Here is a 16,898-nt window from a genome sequence, read left to right as displayed (position 1 = left end):
TTAGTTATTCAGGGCGAAGCAGGTTTTGTCGCGGTAAGCGAACCGTTACCTCCGCTATGTGAGGATGACGAGTACCGCCAGTGGCAAAAATGTTGTGAAAGCCAGCTTCCGCCCTCGGGCTATTGGCGTCGAAGCAGGTTTTGTCGCTGAAAGCGCGCAGTCACCGGAGCGTACTGACGTACGTGAGGATGACGAGCACTGACAGAGGCAAAAATGGCGAGTAAGCCAGCTTCCGTCCTCGGGCTATTGGCGTCGAAGCAGGTTTTGTCGCTGAAAGCGCGCAGTCACCGGAGCGTACTGATGTACGTGAGGATGACGAGCACTGTCAGAGGCAAAAATGGCGAGTAAGCCAGGCCCGACATAAAATTTGCGGCTTAAGTGCCGATTACTAATGGGCAAAGCCCAGGCCGCGACGAAGGCAGCGGCGAGAACGAAATGCCTTCAATGTTATTGTTGGCTCGCTGCCGACCGACACCAATCTAATTAACAGAAGTGTGGATACCGTCTTATGGAGCAAAACCCGCAGTCACAGCTCAAGCTTCTTGTCACCCGTGGTAAGGAGCAAGGCTATCTGACCTATGCTGAGGTCAATGACCATCTGCCGGAAGATATCGTCGACTCCGATCAGATCGAAGACATCATCCAGATGATTAACGACATGGGCATCCAGGTGGTTGAAGAAGCCCCGGACGCCGACGATCTGATGCTGAATGAAAACAGCTCCGATACTGACGAAGATGCCGCGGAAGCTGCCGCTCAGGTATTATCCAGCGTTGAATCTGAAATTGGCCGCACCACCGACCCGGTTCGCATGTACATGCGTGAAATGGGTACCGTTGAACTGCTGACCCGCGAAGGCGAAATCGACATCGCGAAGCGTATTGAAGACGGTATCAACCAGGTTCAGTGTTCCGTTGCTGAATATCCGGAAGCCATTACCTACCTGCTGGATCAGTACGATCGTGTTGAAGCCGGTGAGTCGCGTCTGTCAGACCTTATCACTGGCTTTGTCGATCCTAACGCAGAAGAAGACCTGGCACCGACCGCCACCCACGTCGGTTCTGAGTTGTCCGAAGAAGATCGTAATGACGACGACGATGACGACGAAGAGAGCGACGACGACTGCTCTATCGACCCGGAACTGGCGCGCGAGAAGTTCTCTGACCTGCGTACGCAATACGAAACGACGCGCGATGTGATCAAGAGCAAAGGACGCAGCCATGCGGCCTCTGTCGCTGAGATCCAGAACCTGTCTGACGTCTTCAAACAGTTCCGCCTGGTACCGAAGCAGTTCGACTATCTGGTGAACAATATGCGCGAAATGATGGAACGTGTCCGTACCCAGGAGCGTTTGATCATGAAGCTCTGTATTGAAGTGTGCAAAATGCCGAAGAAAAACTTCATTACGCTGTTCACCGGTAACGAGACCAACGAGAGCTGGTTCAAAGCCGCACTGGCGATGAACAAGCCATGGTCTGAAAAACTGCTGGACGTGCAGGATGACGTGATGCGTTCGCTGCAGAAGCTGGCACAGATTGAAGAAGAAACCGGCCTGACCATCGAGCAGGTGAAAGACATCAACCGTCGGATGTCGATCGGTGAAGCGAAAGCCCGCCGCGCGAAGAAAGAGATGGTTGAAGCTAACCTGCGTCTGGTGATTTCCATCGCCAAGAAATACACCAACCGTGGTCTGCAGTTCCTGGATCTGATTCAGGAAGGTAACATCGGTCTGATGAAAGCGGTTGATAAGTTTGAATACCGTCGCGGCTACAAGTTCTCGACCTACGCCACATGGTGGATTCGTCAGGCGATTACCCGTTCTATCGCTGACCAGGCGCGTACCATCCGTATTCCGGTGCATATGATTGAGACCATCAACAAACTCAACCGTATTTCGCGCCAGATGCTGCAGGAGATGGGCCGTGAGCCGACGCCAGAAGAACTGGCTGAGCGTATGCTGATGCCAGAAGATAAGATCCGCAAAGTGCTGAAGATTGCCAAAGAGCCTATCTCTATGGAGACGCCGATTGGTGATGATGAAGATTCACATCTGGGTGATTTTATCGAAGACACCACGCTGGAGCTGCCGCTGGACTCTGCGACCTCTGAGAGCCTGCGTTCTGCGACCCACGACGTGCTGGCTGGCCTGACCGCGCGTGAAGCCAAAGTGCTGCGCATGCGTTTCGGTATCGATATGAACACCGACCACACGTTAGAAGAAGTGGGCAAACAGTTTGACGTTACCCGTGAGCGTATTCGTCAGATTGAAGCGAAAGCCCTGCGTAAACTGCGCCACCCGAGCCGCTCGGAAGTGCTGCGTAGCTTCCTCGACGACTAAGTCCCTTAAAACCCCGGTTCGCCGGGGTTTTTTATGTCTGCTGCTCTGCCCTTTTCCCGCAAACCGCCACCATTAACGCCGCAGCTGTAACGCCTCGTACATCTGGCGATATAGCGCCACCATCTCTTCCAGTGAGGCCCGGTTTAATCCGCTGGGATTCGGCAACACCCACACCTGGGTTTTCCCCATGTAGATCGGCTGCTCGCCCCATTCCACTTTGCTCTGACGAAACGCGCGTTTAAAGGCATCTTTGCCCAGGATAGCCAGCGCGGCAGGCTGATAGCATAGAACCTTGTCCATCAGCCGCTGACCGCCATCACGTAGCTCATCACTGGCCAGTTCATTTGCCTGAATGGTCGGACGCTCGACCAGCATTGTAATACCACAGCCGGTCTCCAGTAAGCGCTGCTCCTCTTCCGGCTTCAGTTGCTGCACCGTAAACCCTGCCAGGTGAATCACCTTCCAGAAGCGATTGCCGGGATGGGCAAAATGATAGCCGGTGTGCGCGGTCGACTGACCGGGATTAATGCCGCAGAAGAGGACGTTCAGGTCCGGTGCAATGATATCGGTGATGTTGTGTTCGCTCATGAGGCCTCCTGGCTTTGCGCTGCGTCCTGGCCGCTCACGCAAAGAATCCGTATTCGTCATAATCTTGCCAGTGGTTAACGCTTATTTGCGGAGCAATGTCGTGATCGCGGCTGTCTTTCCTACTGTTAAGCCCGATAAGACAATAGCGCTTCACCGCGCATGCGACGACGCTGCGTATCAGCGTAGCGTTTTTGGCGGTTTTATCATAGTTATCAGCAAGTAAAACATTGCTGCTTATTTCAGCAACCAGCCGAACAACGCTGGATTGCCCCGAACAGATACTTTATAATCCCCGCTCCATTGGCCCCTTAGCTCAGTGGTTAGAGCAGGCGACTCATAATCGCTTGGTCGCTGGTTCAAACCCAGCAGGGGCCACCAAATTTTAGCTTTAAAATCATATGATTAAGCCACTCGAAAGAGTGGCTTTTTTGTTGATTAATTTTTTAGTGGCGATGAAATGGCGGTAGTTTTTCACGTACTTTTACTTTTAAAGGGCGATCTCTCATGAAAAAACCTTTATTAGCTCTGTTACTAATCACATCTCAGAGCGCATTCGCGGACAAAATACCCAACTCTATCGACAATCTGATAGCAGGTTATGATACTAGGACTCATGTACTGGAAGATGGTGAGCTGACCGTCAGATACAACAAGCAAGCACTAATGATAGATGCTGCAAAATCCATGTTCAGTGCGATATGTGATGACTACTTTATGAACAAGTGGAATCCTGAGAAAATCAAAAAAATCACTCTATGGAATGTCACGTCCGATCAGGGTTATAAAATCGATGGCGGTGGGATTGAGTGTAAAAAAACTGGTTCCATGGACTTCAAGCAAGCTGAAGAATACAGAACCAGTTTAATCGAAAAAATGTAAACCTAATCAGTGGTTTTAAAAGTTCATATGGCCCTGCCCTCCCGTTGATGGGTGTGGTGGGGCATGATCAATTAGGTTGGGAGTAGTAATGTATCTCACAACGGTTTCATGAGTAACAAAAGTAGCACCACAGTTAATATTTTGGCACTGGCAATAACGTTCTTTTGTCTGGTCCGATACCCTAAAGCTGCTTCTTGTATGCGCTGCATGTCCACATTTAGGGCAATTCATCATAATCAGAACCTCATTTGACGTTTCTTAATTCACTTTGGTGAATTTACTACTATTCGAGTTCTAAATCATCAATTTTAACCTCAAGCTCCAGACTGGTAGTAAAACCATTATCCGGGCTGACCGTATGCGTCAACATTGTTATGGTCCATTCGGCATCGTCGATAGGCTGCTTAAAGCCGCTCATCTTTACCGGCATTTCGGTGTAGAGATCTGCCCGGCCCTCAGCGAGCTGCAGGGAAAATGACGCAACACCACGCTGCAGCCGTTCCCAGACAATTTTGGCCTGACGCTCTGCGTTCGCACGGTTAGCGTAGGTGTGGTTTAGCACCAGGACATTTTCATCTGTCCCCACCAGATAGTCCCCTTCCTTTGCTTCCGGCGTCTTTGTTGAGGTTTGTTTTTTTCTGCGCCGTCTGACTTGTGTGGCTTCTTTTTTCTTTGGCTCCCTTGTGTTTAACCAGTGCGCAGTCACTCCGGTATAAGCACCACGATCTGCCAGGGTAAAACTGTGACCATCGCCAGCCTTGCGCGTGATGATGATTACCGGCAACGGTTTTCCGCTTGCCGTTCTTCCCTGTCCCTGCCGGATAAACAGCAGGTGTCCATCCTTAACGGAAGCTATCGCCCCATACTGCCGCGCCAGCCTCATCAGGAAACTGGCATCGCTTTCATTTGTCTGGTCTATATGCTCCAGCACTCTGTCTGCCATACCCTTGTCCAGCGCTGACTTAAGATTTTGGCGGGTCGCTATTTCCTTTACCACCGCTCCCACGGTTGTCTGATGCCATGACTTTTCACGCCGGATATTGAGGGTTTCACGAAAATCAGCGCTACGGGCACGAATCGTCAGCTTATCAGGCGTACCGCTGTGCTCAATCTCATCTACGGTGAATGCTCCTTTTGGGAAAAGCGGCTGGCCCTTCCAGCCCAGCGCCAGCTGAATAACGGCACCACGTCGGGGCATGACGATTTGCCCGTCGGCGTCGTCCAACTCCAGATCAAGCTGGTCAGCCTCAAAACCCCGGTTATCCGTGAGCGTCAGACTCATCAGGCGCGCATCCAGCGCGGTAGTCACATCCTTACCTTCAATTGTGATATTGATAGCCGGGCTTTTGCTGTTCAAGTCAAAAAGATCAGAACTAAAATTCACTGCAGCCCCCCTCCAACCGTATTTTTAATATTACCTATCGCAGTCGCTGCAGAGTCCTGCAGATTGCTTAGCTGATCGCTGAGGCTGCCGAACATGTCAGACAGCGACTCATCAACCCGTTTCAGGGTCAGCGTAAATTCAATACGTCGAGGCATTCCGCTTTCAAAAAATTCCGTTTTTGTCTGGCTCAGGCTCTCGATCACAAACATGCCGTAAATGGTCCCGCTTCCCTCAATCAAAGGCCATGCCTTGCCCAGCTCTGCCATTTGCTCCAGCGCGAGTAATGACAGCCTGCCGCCGGTGACTTCCGGCAGCAGTACGCCAGATAGCGTCAGCGAGTCGCTATCCGGGCCAAGAAACTGCGTTGACGGGCGGCGGTTCACCCGGCTGTTAGCGGCGTGTCGCCAGCTGCGCTGGTACTGCAGCTCCTGATACGGCACTGTACGCAGCATAAAAACATATAAACCCAGCACCATCATCATGATTAATATCCCCCTTGATCGCTGAAATTACTGCGCGCTTTAGCTCTGGCTCTCCGCTCCCGCTCATCAAGCTGCCGCGCAACTTCGCGGGCAATATCCTGCGCACTCTGTCCTGGCTGGGCAGTGATCTGAATGGGCGCGTTAATCTCATAATGGATCACCGGTGGCACGCTGGCAGATTTCGCAGGCTGGCGTTGGTTATATGCCGTAGTCGGCAGACTGTACGGATGTAATGGCGCGGCCTCTGCTGGCGCTGCTGCTACACCCATGACGCCCGCAACGACAGAAGCCAGCGCGGCAGTACGCCGTCTGCTGGTCACATTTGCCGGACCGTTCACTATTTCTGGGCCGTTCTCCCCAACGATGCCAAACTGACCTCGCGGGATAGCGCCACCACTGTCATACATTCCGGCAAACGGGACTGCAGCCGCCGCAGCGCCACCAACCACCTGCACCTTAGCCTTGTATTGTGTTTTATTATTTCCGGTCATCCAGTCAGGCAGATAATCGGTGACAGAGGAAAGCTTGTTTTTCAATGCCTCCCATTTTGAATTAATCCCGTTGAGTATGCTGTCAATAATGGCACTGCCCATGTCCTGGAATTTCGCAGGAAGCGCGGCAACATCATCCAGAATAGAATTCCATTTATCACTAATAGATTGCCTGATACTCGCCCACGCCTCAGAAACGCCCGTTTTTATTGCATCCCAATTTTTAGCTATTAATCCCGGAAGAGTATAATTAAAGAACAGAGACTTAATCCCTTCCCATGCCGTACTTGCTGTGTTTTTAATCCACTCCCACGCTGCAGACGCTGCATTACATACAGCATCCCACATGGATTTAAACTTCGGCCCCAACGTATCCCAGTTTCGCCAGATATAAATAGCACCAGCGGCGATCAACCCTATAATCGCCAGTATGGGGTTTGCCAGCATTGCGCGCCCCAATATCAAAACCGCGTTACCCGCCATACGGAAAGCGGCAGCTAAAACACCTCCAAACTTCATCACCGCCGCGCCAATCCCCGGCAGTTTTACATTAAATACACCGAGAGACAGACGTAACAGCGCCATTGGCCCCATTACCGAAGTCGCCGCTAACGCCAGTGCGCCCACACCTGTAGTCAGCAATGCAAACCCGGTAAGACTCAGCGTAATTGCCTTTGCCGCACTGGCATGTTCACGCATGAAAGCCGTGACACGCGACAGTACCGAAGACACTTTCTCCAGCGCGGAAACGTACAGCGGCAGCACGTCCTGCCCCATCTGCAGATAGAGGTCCCGTTTTTTGGCCTCCAGATCAATCCCCTGCCCCTGAGCCGTGTTTTTCCCGGTGCTGACAAGCTGATCAACGCTGTAGGCTTCCTGACCCGCCTTAATCTGCTTACCAATATTGGCGCGCTCACGGAACATGGTGACAAACAAATCACCGGCGGTACGGTTTGAAAACAGTTTTGCAATGGCTGTTTCCATCCCGCGCTCATCAAGTTTTGGATGTTTTTTCTGAATACGTGGAACAATTTCCTGCATCAGATAACTAAACGGGTCATTTAAATAAAGCTCATTATTTGTCAGTGCCCCCGGCTTGATTTTTTTAATATGACCCGTTTTGCCGTATTCCACTGCACCTTTATCTAATAACCCTAAATCCATTAATTCAGTCGCAGCCCCCTGAGTTGTTCTCCCCATCATCAGGTTTTGATAAGCGCTGGATAACTGCGTACCCGCCCGATTACCGCCTATCTGCTGGATAATATGCGACATGCCAAAATAGAAAGATTTATTATCAAGCTGCTTGGCGGCAATTCCCCCGGTTTTCATCATCGCCAGATAATCCTCCGGCAGAACCATCCCGCCGCTGGCAGCCATCGCCTGGGCGGACATATTCACTGATTTTTTGAAATCTTCCGGGTTATTTATCTGGTTACGCAATTCAGCAATTTTCAGCACCGCCGGAGCCTGGTCCCGTAAATGCTCAGCGGCATCATCTGACACACCATGAGATGCCATAAAACGGGTAGCGTATTGCAGCCTCGCCAGTTCAGGGGCAACAATTTTTGCTTCATGGAAATCACGCAGAACGGCGTGAGCTTCTTTCAGAGTTTTAAGGTTATCTGTTGCGCTGTTGCCGATAATATTCATGCCACGGGCAAATTTATCCGCTTCTTTCAGCGTACTGTCACCAACGCCCAGGGCTTTAAATCCGGCTAACTCCATATCGTAGCGCGAGGCTTCATTAACCGTTGAACGGATACCCAGCAGCGCGGCCCCACCATGAGCCACCATTGATACACCAGCCCCTGCCATTCTGCCGCGCAAAGCCTGTGTTTTTTCATAGCGTGACCGGATAGCAGCCAGTTTTTGCTGACGCTCACCGAGCTTTCGCAACTCCGCCTGTTGACGCGCAATTGCCCCCGTCGCCGCCTGAGCATCCGTGCGCAGTCTGCGCTGTGCAGAGCTTAACTGCTTTGTATCAATACCGGCAGCATTCAGCGCCCCACGTTGACGCTGCACCGACTGCTGCAGACCGTTATAGGCATCTTTTAGCTGGCTGGCCTGTCGCTTAGCCTGCTCTAATTCTTTCGCCTGTTTTTTGGTGGGGTTGCTGGTCGCTGCAAATTCCTTCGCCAGCGCCGCAACTTTCTGGCGCGCGGAGGTAAGGTCGTTTTTTGTGCCCTCAAGCTGGGTTCGCAGTTTACGAAAACCATCAATGCGGGCTGATTGCTCGTTGAGATTTCTGAGATTGTCCTTGCTGGCTTTCAGTGCGCTTGCCAGCGCCTTAGAGCCAGCCTGTGCATTTTTGAACGGGCGGGTGAGTTTATCCACCGCCCCAAGAACCACCTGCAGACGCAGGTTATTATCACTCATCGCTGGCCCCGCTTCGCTGAATTGCTTTATGCCGCCACTCCAGCACCTCAGTCAGCGGCATAACGTCAGTGACGGACGGCGGCCAGTGAAAAATGGTGGCAATATCTGCCACCAGATCATCAACCGTCAGGCTGTCGGTAAACCGGCAAGCACCGACTTCGGTAACAAAAAAGTCACCACCTCCACTGAAAGCGAGGTGAGATCGGCAGGGTCCAGCTCTGCCATTTCCTGCGCGGTCAGCGTCGGGGTTGAGATACGCGGGATAACGGTCATCATCGCGCCCACGTCCATATCCATGATGGCCTGCAGGCGGGTGCCGCGCAGTGCGCCGGATTGAGGCTTACGCAGCACAATTTCGGTGATTTCGGTTTTACCACGCACAATTGGGGTATCCAGCGTCACGGTTTTTTCAGTTGGTTTGTCGCTCATGTTCTTTTCCTGTTAATGAATTACTGGCGCGGCTGCCCGCGCCGTTAAGGTTAATCAGAGGCCGAGGGCATTACGGTGCGCTTCCATCAGATCCACGCCGCCAACAATTTCAACCATGTTGACCACATCAACCTCATAGAGCACTTCGCCGTTAATGGTCAGCTTCGCGTAGCTGTTGGTGCTGCTGACTTTGGTTGTGCTGCTCTCGCCGGTTTTCCACTCGCCGGAATCCACTTCTTTATGACGCCCGCGCACAACCAGCTCTACGGCCTGCACTTCGCCGGTATCGTCACGCTGAATAGAGCCGGTGAAACGCAGCTGGATGCCGTCAACTGTGGCTTTGCCCATCTGCTTGAATAACAGCAGTTCGGTGCCGCCGATTGAAAACTCCGTATCCAGCGCGCCATCATCCAGCCCCATATCCACGTCCACCGCGCCAGCCATGCCGCCGCCGCGATACTTCTCAAACTTGCGGGTGAATTTCGGCAGGGTCAGAGATTCAACGATCCCCTGCCAGTTGTTCCCGTCGTTGAACAGGTTCAGGTGTTTTAACTTGCGTGGTAAAGCCATGGTGTCCCCTTACGCGCTGACCTGGCTGGAGAAATCCAGCAGATACTGATCGGTGATGCGCTGGCGCAGCATCAGGTTTTCAAGCGGCGGCACCGGCGTGTAGTCGTAGTCGATAGTGAGTTTCCCGGCTTTCAGGGAGTCTTTATCGTTCACCGACTCATCCAGCCAGCAGTCTGCGCCGATGATGTAGCCCTGCGTTTTCAGGCTGCGCAGCTTGGCGCGGATACCTTCGATAATGTCACGGGCCAGCGACGGGTTAAGCACGCCATCCACCGCCCACATGTGCGCTTCTGCGATGGTGTCAGCCAGCACCTGCGCCGTGCGGGTGTAGTTCTCAAAGGCAAACAGCGGATCGTCACTGAGGCAGCGGGAACCCCAGAAGCGAAAGCCGTCTTTGCGGATAAGCGTCGTAACGTCGTTCTGGTTGAGCAGTCCCGCATCGGTTGCCGGGTCCTGCAGATCCCAGAACACATCAGCGGAAATGCCGGTAACGCCGTTCACGCCCACGTTGGACAGGGTTTTGTGCCAGCCGGTCTGCTCGTCAATTTTGGCACGCAGGCCGAGCGCACGGGCAGAGGCGTAAGCCGTCGCATCTGCATTCAGCACGGTGTCAAAGTTGATGAAGTCAGGCCAGATCAGCATCCCCTCGCGCTGGCTGAAATTCGCGCGGTAGGCAATCGCTTCTGCCACCGTTTTACAGCCATAGGCGGACAGGTAGGCAAACCCGCGCAGACTCTGCGCCACGCTCAGCAGCTCAGTGGCAACCGCCTGCGTGTCATGTCCCGGCACGCCGAGAATACGCGGCTTGACGCCCAGCTGCGACTGCGCCGATAACAACGCTTTCATGCCCGTTTTTTTACCGTCAGCAGTCACGCCGCCGATAATGTTAGAGGTGGTTTCCGCTTCGGTTTCGCCCTGCGCCACGCGCACAACGACGGTCACGGGTTTAGCCTGGTCTGCAATCGCATCCAGTGAACGGGCCAGCGTGCCGGACTCGCCCGCTTTGCCGCTTGCGGTCAGCACGTCGGTCAGCAGGACCGGCTTATTGAGGGGAAACATGGACGCATCAGCATCATCGCCGGTGCAGACCATGCCCACGATGGCGGTGCTCACTGTGGTAATGGATCGGGTGCCCTCGTTGATTTCAACAACGCGCACCCCGTGGTGGTAATCCTGAGCCATAAGGCAGTCTCTCCGGTTTACAGGGGGTGTGCCTATGTTCTGGTTGATATGCGCGCGGCGCACGCGCCGGGCTATGTGTGGGGAATGGCACAATGGAAGGGATAAAAAAATCCCCGCAGGTGCGGGGGTGTGATTATGCGTCCGGGATTTCAGGCCAGATAATTTTCTGCGGTTCAGAGGTATTAATCGCCTCCAGAGCATCCAGATAATCAAGCCAGATATTGTACTGTGTCAGATCATCACCTTTTAATCGCCCAATAGCCGCTTTTCCAGGCCACTGGCGACTGTTGATATAGGCATTTGCCTCATCAATGAGCTGCTGTCTCATATTCTCTGCATTCGATGCCATTTCCTCTGTGGTGGGTGGAGGAATTTCAAGCCAGCAGGGCATACCTGCATCATCCACTCCACGATACTTACCTGCTGGCGGCTCATCGATAAACTCAAGATACAGAATTTCATCAACCACCGAGGCATCAGAAGGCCATGAGCCTGCAGCGATATAGCTTTCTTTAAGCTCCCCGGCATAAAACGCATTTTCAGATGGAGAGAAATATTTCAGATTCATTTCAGCACCCTATTGCTAAATATCGACCGTAGCACGCTGTATCGTCACTACTGCGTGTCACTGTAGCTCCCACTGAGCCAGCACTTAAGCATGTTGCCGTCGCAGTGATAGTGGTTCGGCTTGTTGTAGAAATTGCATACACCGTCGGGCGTGTGGATTGTGTCGCATTATCATGTGTTGCATATGCCTGCATCACAATAGTAGGAAACGCAATAGGCAGGTTAATATCTATGGTGCCGCCTGATTTCAAAGGAGACAGAGATCCCCATTGCATAATAAATGTCTTGCGTGCTCCGCCAATCATCATCGGAAATATGGCATATCCGGATCCGCCCAGACTACCTGTCGCAACACCCGCCGCGTTAACATCACTCAACCCCAGATAATCAAGCAATCCTGCCACTGACTTTCCTGACAAATTCGTAAGTGTGCTATCCAGCGGTTGCTTGCCTGCCAGTGCATTCGTCATGGTTGTGGCGAAATTAGGATCGTTACCCAACGCAGCCGCCAGTTTATTCAGCGTGTCCAGCGCCGCCGGGGATGATGCCACCAGTGCAGCAATAGCCGATTTCACAAATGCCGTGGTGGCAATCTGCGTATTGTTGACTGTCTGCGCAGCAGTGGGTGCCGTTGGCGTTCCGGTCAGGGCTGGGCTTGCCAGTGGGGCCTTAAGCGCCAGTGCGTTATTTAGCACAGTGACCACAGCCTGCACAAACGCGGTGCTGGCAATCTGCGTGGTATTAGTTCCTGCCGGTGCGGTTGGCGCTTTCGGCGTACCCGTCAGCACTGGACTTTCTTTTGGTGCATACTGAGGGTGTGGGTCTGCTGCAGCAAGGTGTTTAGCCATCATGTCATCCACATACACCTTTAGCTCCAGCACCTTGTCATCCACGTATTTGCGGGTTGCCAGCACCACTGCCGGGTCAATTTTCAGGGTGATATTGTCGGTGCTGCTGGTAATCATCACCATGCGCACGGTCTGCGTGCGTCCGCTCCCCTCAGCCAGCTGCGGCTTGTAGCTCTCCGGGCAGTTACCCACGGCAATCAGTGCGCCGGTTTCGTCGAACAAACCAACCTCACGAATCCACCAACCGCCCTCAGTTTCGGGGATCACCTGCTCAGCAATAATCTGACTGCTGTTCTGCGGATCGATGTACAACATATTGAGGGAAGCGCGGCGTTTTTCAGCAACCAGCGCTGTCTGCTGCGCGCTTGGAGTTGGTAGCACGCCGCCACCGTCACCCACCGCCATCTGGGTAATTTTCAACGGGGCACCGAGCGCGGCAGCGCTTGCCAGTTTAGCCGCGCCGATATCCGTCAGCAGGGTATAAAATTTTGCGCTCATGGATTCACTCTCATTGTGTCAATAACATTGACCGCCCCGCCCTCGTAAGCGGTGCCGCCGGAAATAATGGTTTCGTTGATATACGGGTAGATCGTGATTTCTTCGCCGGTGTAGGTAGCTGCGCCCACAAAATAGGGGCCGCTGGTCTGCAGGTTAATGGACATGCCGATCAGATGGCGGCTGCACGGCTTGGCGTCACCGATCAGGCGCTCCAGCTCCAGATAGGTTTCTTCCGTGATGCCCTGGTCCTGCACGCCAATGTCCAGGCGAAACGTGCCCGGCGTCTCGCCGGTCTGCCACCACTCAATGATGCGGATCAGGAAGCCGAACGGCTCCACCACGCGCCGCACGGCGCTGGTTGTTCCCTTGTGCTGATGGATATAGAAAGCATCCTGCACTACACGGCGCTTGACGCTCTCCGTCCAGCTTTCGTCCCAGCGGTCAACGGAAAACGCCCACGCCAGATACGGCAGGAAGCTGACCGGACACGTTGCCGGGTTCCACAAGTCGCGCAGCGGCACCTGCAGATCGGAAATCCCGCTGCAGGTCTGCGCCAGTCGGCGCTCAAGCGGCGATGAACCGGGCGGCAGCAGGCTATTCATCCGTGCCCCCGTTGGTTACGCTCCATTCCGTACAGGACGCCGCCTGCGTCTTATCCAGCACAACATCTGCAAGCGGGGAGGCCAGCTCCACACGCTGGACACCCTCTACATGCAGCGCGGCATAAATGGCGCTGCGGCGGATATCACGGCCCAGCCGCGTCTGACTGGCGATGTACTTCTGCAGGCTGGCTTTTGCTGCCGCCATCACCGGCTCAGCTTCCGGCCCCGGATAAAGAAAGATCGTCGCATCGACGCTGTACGGGATTATTTCGGCGCTGCGCACCGTCAGGCGGTCTGCCACCGGGCGCACGTTCTCGCTGTTAAGCGCCAGCTCCACCACCGCCAGCAAATCAGCCCCTGCCGTACCGTCACCCTCACGGCTCAGCACGGTAAGCACCACCTCCGCCGGTGCCGGGCTGGTTGCGCTGGCATCTGCCACGCGCCCGTCCGCGCTTTTGGCGTGAAACTCATAGGCCGCCGTCGGTCCTGCAACGGATAATCCTTCAAACGCAGCCGGAACACGCAGGCGCAGCGCCTCATCGCTTTCCATGACGGCAGCAACCGGCGTCACCGCGTCGTTGTCAGCAGGCGTTACCGTCAGGCGCTTCACGTTGTAGTTGGCTGCCAGTTGATCGAGATCGCCACCGAGGGCATACGCCACCATGACCGCCTGCGCGGCCTCATTGATACGTTGGCGCAAAAGAATTTCGCGGTAGGTGCTTTCCTGCAGCAGCTTGGTGACGGGTTCAGATTCCAGCGCCAGCGTGCGCCGCACCGCGTCCTGCTCATCAACCGGATAAAGAGCCACAAAAGCAGCCTTGCGCTCAGCAAGCAGCGTCTCAAAATCCGGCACGTCCACTATCTGCGGCGCGGGCAGCTGGGAAAGGTCAATCACTGCCATTGTCTGCTCCTGTAGTTACCGAAAGGGAAACCGGCGCGCCGTTGTTGCGCTGCCCGGTAAGCTCAACCACCATGGAGCCGTCAAAATTGCTGCTGATGGTGATGGAATCCAGCGTAAGTCGTGGCTCCCAGCGACTCAGCGCCACATACACTGCAGACATGACCTGCAGGCGTAGCGCCGGGTTCTGCGGCTGGTCAATCAGGGCGGACAGCAGGGAACCATATTCCCGGCGGGCAATCCTACTACCCTGCGGGGTCAGCAGAATATCCCGCACTGACTGGCGCAGATGATCCGTATCAGTAATGGTCTTGCCGTTGCCCTGGCCCATGCCGATATACAGCGTCATACCGGGCCTCCTGACGTATCGCCGCCGGACTTCACGCCGGTGTGACCGTGTTTATCCACCACGATCCCGTTGGAACTCATCGCGCCGCCGCCCTGGGTGACGCCGCCATTGATCACAACCTCACTGTTAATGCGCGTGGTGTCAGCCTCCACCACAAACTCACCGGTTTTGAGGGTGATATTGTCCGCCGCCTCGATCACCATGGATTTGATACCCCGGACATGCCACCGCCCGGTGGCGGGTTCATACTCAAACCAGCCCCCGTCCGGGTACTCCGTCACGCAGCCGTCCACGGAATCAGACGGCGGCGCAAACTGACTGGAATAGATGGCTGGCAACGCAAAAGCAGTTTCCAGATTGCCGCCCATGCTCAGCACCACCACCTGCTCATCCGGCGACGGGCACCACCATGTACGGGCACCACCGGCACGCAACGTCAGCCAGTTAATCCAGTTGGTTTCAAGCTCGCCCACTCTCACCCGGCACAGCCAGTTTTCCCGGTCCACTTCGGTCACGGTGCCGGTGCGGATCAGGTTGGTGATAAGGCGCATGATTTCGGTCAGTTGTGCATTCATAACGAAAGGTTGCCATCAGAGGGAAAAGGGTGGCAGCGCGGGCGCTTGTACCAGCGGTGACACAAAGATCACCCCGCCAGCCAGCGCAGCAGGGTGTCACGGGTGACGGTTTCCACCTCATCATTCACGCCCAGCAGGCGGCGCTCAGCGTAGCGGACCTCCGGGCCTTTTCGGCTGACGCGATCGCGCAGGCCGTAATGGTGAACACGGGCAATACGCTGCACCTTGCCATCAAACTGCACGCTGGCAGAGTCCGCACTGGCGGTGGTTTTCAGGTATTTTGCGGTGCGAAGCTTTGCAAACATCTGGCGTTTGATGCGCCCCTTCTTGCTGCGGGCTGTCACCCGGCGCGGCTCATAACCGCTGCCGTCAGGATTTCGCTGCAGCCTGATGTTCTGCTGCTGCGTCCGGCGCAGCTGTTGCGCCAGTTGCCGCATCATACGGCTGCGTGCAGCAGGCTCCAGATTTGCCAGCAGCGCCGTCAGCCAGTCGTCCACCCTCTGCAGCTCATCCACGTTTCACCGTCCACATTTCTTCGGGTTCGTCCGGCTCCGGCACCGCTTCAACGCTCGACACGCTGCCGTCAGTGCTGACCAGCACGCGCTCCGTCAGTTGCAGGTTCAGGCTGATATCGCACACATCGTTGCGCAGGATATCCACTTCAAAGGTAAACAGTTTTTCGCGCAGATCCGGGTTGTTGATGGCGTCCGGCTGGCTGGTACTGAGCCACAGCAGCACAGGAGCCATCAGCAGATTCTGGTCGCCGCTGAAATCCTCGATCACCACGTTCAGGGTGTAGCGGTATTCCCATGACATGGAGCTGGCTCCTGTTGCCACCAGTGAGCCGTTATCAACGAAAAGGTGCAGCTTGTCCGGGTTGTCGCGGACATAGGCAACCGCTTTATTCAGGGCGCTGCGTAAGGACTGCGGTTTGTTCACTGTCTCGCTCCTGACACGCAATAATCGTGTCCACTTTGTCAGCACAGACCGCCCAGGCGGCCTCGGTTTCATCCAGCACCGCATTCAGATCGCCGTTACTGCGCGGCGCTGACCTTTCCAGGCGGCACTGCGTCACTCTGGGACAGCCACTCACGGTAAGCTGCACCTCCGGCGAGAGCCGGACGCTCCCGCAGCCGGATAATGTCAGCAGGCAAAGGAGTATCAGCCCAGCGGCGCAAATCCTCATTTTCACGTTTCAGTTCCTCGATCCGGTGCTGGCGGCTGCGCAGCAGTGCGGTGGTCTGTTCCGCTGCTGCATAAAGCCGCGTCTGCTCCCGGCTGTTGGTTTCGGTCAGAATGGACAGGCCGATCAGCTGGCTGTTTTTCTTCGTCAGCTCCTGCGTTTTGCTTTTCAGCGCCGCGCCCTGCGTTTCGATGGTGTGGCTGGCATTGTTAAGCCGCCACGACTGCCAGCCCAGCGCCGCAAGTGCCAGCGCCAGCACTACCGCCAGCGCACGCATCAGGCCGCCATCGGCTCATGAAGCTGCGCGCGGGCAATCTGATACAAAACCAGCGTCAGCAGGTAAAACACCAGGGTGATCACCCATCCCGAAAACGCCAGGCACAGAACAATAAGCAGCCTGATTACCCATGTACGCACGGGTTTTACGGGGTGCGCCCTGAATTTCAGCAGTGCCGCCCTGACCTCATCGCGCACACGATCTCCGGCGAACCACCCGACAGCGCACAGCGCAGCGAGCAGCCAGGCGAGGAAGCATGACACCCAGACAGACGCACCAACCAGAACCGGCGCACCGCTGCGCGGATACAGCAGACTGATAACCAACAGCGCAGCCCATGCCAGCTGGAAAAAAACGCTCATGACTTTCTTTTTCATTC

The 16,898-nt window shown here is 54.9% G+C and carries 23 protein-coding genes and 1 tRNA gene; 4 read left to right on the top strand and 20 right to left on the bottom strand.

What is annotated here, in order from left to right; translation table 11 throughout:
• The first annotated feature begins 64 nt into the window (after window positions 1-64).
• Both F7Q90_RS26560 and rpoD read left to right on the top strand, forming a co-directional pair.
• Complete coding sequence (locus F7Q90_RS26560; RefSeq protein ID WP_006118209.1) at window positions 65-202, top strand: hypothetical protein; 138 nt, start codon at window positions 65-67, stop codon at window positions 200-202.
• 306 nt (window positions 203-508) lie between these two features.
• Window positions 509-2,338, top strand: coding sequence for an RNA polymerase sigma factor RpoD (rpoD, locus tag F7Q90_RS01415; protein WP_006118210.1), 1,830 nt, complete (start codon window positions 509-511; stop codon window positions 2,336-2,338).
• A 72-nt stretch (window positions 2,339-2,410) separates the two neighbouring features.
• Here rpoD and mug read toward each other — a convergent pair whose 3' ends face one another.
• Window positions 2,411-2,926 (bottom strand): G/U mismatch-specific DNA glycosylase, encoded by a 516-nt coding sequence (gene mug, locus F7Q90_RS01410; RefSeq protein WP_006118211.1) that lies wholly within the window; start codon window positions 2,924-2,926, stop codon window positions 2,411-2,413.
• 302 nt (window positions 2,927-3,228) lie between these two features.
• Between mug and F7Q90_RS01405 the strand changes: the two genes are divergently transcribed.
• Window positions 3,229-3,304, top strand: a tRNA-Ile gene (locus tag F7Q90_RS01405).
• 126 nt (window positions 3,305-3,430) lie between these two features.
• Window positions 3,431-3,805 carry a hypothetical protein gene (locus F7Q90_RS01400; protein ID WP_151160772.1) on the top strand — a complete coding sequence of 125 codons (375 nt, stop codon included), beginning with the start codon at window positions 3,431-3,433 and terminating at the stop codon, window positions 3,803-3,805.
• 15 nt (window positions 3,806-3,820) lie between these two features.
• On the opposite strand, the gene F7Q90_RS01395 is transcribed toward F7Q90_RS01400, so the two are convergent.
• The 19 genes from F7Q90_RS01395 to F7Q90_RS01310 all read right to left on the bottom strand — a co-directional run bounded on the left by F7Q90_RS01395 (window position 3,821) and on the right by F7Q90_RS01310 (window position 16,896).
• Complete coding sequence (locus F7Q90_RS01395; protein ID WP_053216766.1) at window positions 3,821-4,039, bottom strand: ogr/Delta-like zinc finger family protein; 219 nt, start codon at window positions 4,037-4,039, stop codon at window positions 3,821-3,823.
• Between the two features lie 49 nt (window positions 4,040-4,088).
• A complete protein-coding gene (locus F7Q90_RS01390) occupies window positions 4,089-5,189 on the bottom strand; it encodes a phage late control D family protein (protein WP_151160770.1) in 1,101 nt (366 codons plus the stop codon).
• Window positions 5,186-5,671 (bottom strand): phage tail protein, encoded by a 486-nt coding sequence (locus F7Q90_RS01385; RefSeq protein WP_151160768.1) that lies wholly within the window; start codon window positions 5,669-5,671, stop codon window positions 5,186-5,188. Before F7Q90_RS01385 ends, F7Q90_RS01390 begins: the two co-directional genes overlap by 4 nt.
• A gap of 2 nt (window positions 5,672-5,673) precedes the next feature.
• Window positions 5,674-8,541, bottom strand: a complete 2,868-nt coding sequence (locus tag F7Q90_RS27025) for a phage tail tape measure protein (RefSeq protein WP_249042804.1) — start codon at window positions 8,539-8,541, stop codon at window positions 5,674-5,676.
• Window positions 8,534-8,653 carry a GpE family phage tail protein gene (locus F7Q90_RS01375; protein ID WP_007848878.1) on the bottom strand — a complete coding sequence of 40 codons (120 nt, stop codon included), beginning with the start codon at window positions 8,651-8,653 and terminating at the stop codon, window positions 8,534-8,536. Before F7Q90_RS01375 ends, F7Q90_RS27025 begins: the two co-directional genes overlap by 8 nt.
• Before the next feature lie 14 nt (window positions 8,654-8,667).
• Window positions 8,668-8,970: a phage tail assembly protein gene (locus F7Q90_RS01370; protein WP_151160767.1), complete on the bottom strand. Its 303-nt coding sequence runs from the start codon at window positions 8,968-8,970 to the stop codon at window positions 8,668-8,670.
• Between the two features lie 54 nt (window positions 8,971-9,024).
• Complete coding sequence (locus tag F7Q90_RS01365) at window positions 9,025-9,540, bottom strand: phage major tail tube protein (protein ID WP_151160765.1); 516 nt, start codon at window positions 9,538-9,540, stop codon at window positions 9,025-9,027.
• A gap of 9 nt (window positions 9,541-9,549) precedes the next feature.
• Window positions 9,550-10,722, bottom strand: coding sequence for a phage tail sheath protein (locus F7Q90_RS01360; RefSeq protein WP_151160763.1), 1,173 nt, complete (start codon window positions 10,720-10,722; stop codon window positions 9,550-9,552).
• 133 nt (window positions 10,723-10,855) lie between these two features.
• The gene (locus F7Q90_RS01355) at window positions 10,856-11,290 is read right to left on the bottom strand and encodes a tail fiber assembly protein (RefSeq protein WP_151160761.1); all 435 of its coding nucleotides are present in this window, start codon (window positions 11,288-11,290) and stop codon (window positions 10,856-10,858) included.
• A 1-nt stretch (window position 11,291) separates the two neighbouring features.
• On the bottom strand, window positions 11,292-12,635 hold the full coding sequence (locus F7Q90_RS01350; protein ID WP_170283802.1) for a phage tail protein: 1,344 nt from the start codon (window positions 12,633-12,635) through the stop codon (window positions 11,292-11,294).
• Window positions 12,632-13,237 (bottom strand): phage tail protein I, encoded by a 606-nt coding sequence (locus F7Q90_RS01345; RefSeq protein ID WP_151160759.1) that lies wholly within the window; start codon window positions 13,235-13,237, stop codon window positions 12,632-12,634. Before F7Q90_RS01345 ends, F7Q90_RS01350 begins: the two co-directional genes overlap by 4 nt.
• Window positions 13,230-14,138 carry a baseplate assembly protein gene (locus F7Q90_RS01340; protein WP_151160757.1) on the bottom strand — a complete coding sequence of 303 codons (909 nt, stop codon included), beginning with the start codon at window positions 14,136-14,138 and terminating at the stop codon, window positions 13,230-13,232. Before F7Q90_RS01340 ends, F7Q90_RS01345 begins: the two co-directional genes overlap by 8 nt.
• On the bottom strand, window positions 14,125-14,484 hold the full coding sequence (locus tag F7Q90_RS01335; protein WP_151160755.1) for a GPW/gp25 family protein: 360 nt from the start codon (window positions 14,482-14,484) through the stop codon (window positions 14,125-14,127). The genes F7Q90_RS01340 and F7Q90_RS01335 overlap by 14 nt, the downstream gene beginning before the upstream one ends.
• A complete protein-coding gene (locus tag F7Q90_RS01330) occupies window positions 14,481-15,059 on the bottom strand; it encodes a phage baseplate assembly protein V (protein ID WP_151160753.1) in 579 nt (192 codons plus the stop codon). The genes F7Q90_RS01335 and F7Q90_RS01330 overlap by 4 nt, the downstream gene beginning before the upstream one ends.
• A 68-nt stretch (window positions 15,060-15,127) precedes the next feature.
• Window positions 15,128-15,574 (bottom strand): phage virion morphogenesis protein, encoded by a 447-nt coding sequence (locus F7Q90_RS01325; RefSeq protein WP_151160751.1) that lies wholly within the window; start codon window positions 15,572-15,574, stop codon window positions 15,128-15,130.
• The gene (locus F7Q90_RS01320) at window positions 15,567-15,998 is read right to left on the bottom strand and encodes a phage tail protein (RefSeq protein WP_058111945.1); all 432 of its coding nucleotides are present in this window, start codon (window positions 15,996-15,998) and stop codon (window positions 15,567-15,569) included. The genes F7Q90_RS01325 and F7Q90_RS01320 overlap by 8 nt, the downstream gene beginning before the upstream one ends.
• A complete protein-coding gene (gene lysC / locus F7Q90_RS27020; RefSeq protein WP_249042805.1) occupies window positions 15,961-16,206 on the bottom strand; it encodes an Rz1-like lysis system protein LysC in 246 nt (81 codons plus the stop codon). The genes F7Q90_RS01320 and lysC overlap by 38 nt, the downstream gene beginning before the upstream one ends.
• Window positions 16,094-16,522 carry an Rz-like lysis system protein LysB gene (gene lysB, locus F7Q90_RS01315; RefSeq protein ID WP_164928070.1) on the bottom strand — a complete coding sequence of 143 codons (429 nt, stop codon included), beginning with the start codon at window positions 16,520-16,522 and terminating at the stop codon, window positions 16,094-16,096. The genes lysC and lysB overlap by 113 nt, the downstream gene beginning before the upstream one ends.
• A complete protein-coding gene (locus F7Q90_RS01310) occupies window positions 16,519-16,896 on the bottom strand; it encodes a DNZ54_00345 family protein (RefSeq protein WP_126287303.1) in 378 nt (125 codons plus the stop codon). Before F7Q90_RS01310 ends, lysB begins: the two co-directional genes overlap by 4 nt.
• Window positions 16,897-16,898 lie beyond the last annotated feature (2 nt).

Source organism: Pantoea stewartii subsp. stewartii, assembly GCF_008801695.1.
Classification (GTDB): Bacteria; Pseudomonadota; Gammaproteobacteria; order Enterobacterales; family Enterobacteriaceae; genus Pantoea; species Pantoea stewartii.
The sequence above is the reverse complement of the archived record's forward strand: the minus strand, read 5'-3'. Positions and strand labels throughout refer to the sequence as shown.

Coding starts and splice junctions, on each gene's coding strand:
- F7Q90_RS26560 (WP_006118209.1), top strand. CDS start 65: ATGACGAGTACCGCCAGTGGCAAAAATGTTGTGAAAGCCAGCTTCCGC.
- rpoD (WP_006118210.1), top strand. CDS start 509: ATGGAGCAAAACCCGCAGTCACAGCTCAAGCTTCTTGTCACCCGTGGT.
- mug (WP_006118211.1), bottom strand. CDS start 2,926: ATGAGCGAACACAACATCACCGATATCATTGCACCGGACCTGAACGTC.
- F7Q90_RS01400 (WP_151160772.1), top strand. CDS start 3,431: ATGAAAAAACCTTTATTAGCTCTGTTACTAATCACATCTCAGAGCGCA.
- F7Q90_RS01395 (WP_053216766.1), bottom strand. CDS start 4,039: ATGATGAATTGCCCTAAATGTGGACATGCAGCGCATACAAGAAGCAGC.
- F7Q90_RS01385 (WP_151160768.1), bottom strand. CDS start 5,671: ATGATGATGGTGCTGGGTTTATATGTTTTTATGCTGCGTACAGTGCCG.
- F7Q90_RS27025 (WP_249042804.1), bottom strand. CDS start 8,541: ATGAGTGATAATAACCTGCGTCTGCAGGTGGTTCTTGGGGCGGTGGAT.
- F7Q90_RS01370 (WP_151160767.1), bottom strand. CDS start 8,970: ATGAGCGACAAACCAACTGAAAAAACCGTGACGCTGGATACCCCAATT.
- F7Q90_RS01365 (WP_151160765.1), bottom strand. CDS start 9,540: ATGGCTTTACCACGCAAGTTAAAACACCTGAACCTGTTCAACGACGGG.
- F7Q90_RS01360 (WP_151160763.1), bottom strand. CDS start 10,722: ATGGCTCAGGATTACCACCACGGGGTGCGCGTTGTTGAAATCAACGAG.
- F7Q90_RS01355 (WP_151160761.1), bottom strand. CDS start 11,290: ATGAATCTGAAATATTTCTCTCCATCTGAAAATGCGTTTTATGCCGGG.
- F7Q90_RS01350 (WP_170283802.1), bottom strand. CDS start 12,635: ATGAGCGCAAAATTTTATACCCTGCTGACGGATATCGGCGCGGCTAAA.
- F7Q90_RS01345 (WP_151160759.1), bottom strand. CDS start 13,237: ATGAATAGCCTGCTGCCGCCCGGTTCATCGCCGCTTGAGCGCCGACTG.
- F7Q90_RS01340 (WP_151160757.1), bottom strand. CDS start 14,138: ATGGCAGTGATTGACCTTTCCCAGCTGCCCGCGCCGCAGATAGTGGAC.
- F7Q90_RS01335 (WP_151160755.1), bottom strand. CDS start 14,484: ATGACGCTGTATATCGGCATGGGCCAGGGCAACGGCAAGACCATTACT.
- F7Q90_RS01330 (WP_151160753.1), bottom strand. CDS start 15,059: ATGAATGCACAACTGACCGAAATCATGCGCCTTATCACCAACCTGATC.
- F7Q90_RS01310 (WP_126287303.1), bottom strand. CDS start 16,896: ATGAAAAAGAAAGTCATGAGCGTTTTTTTCCAGCTGGCATGGGCTGCG.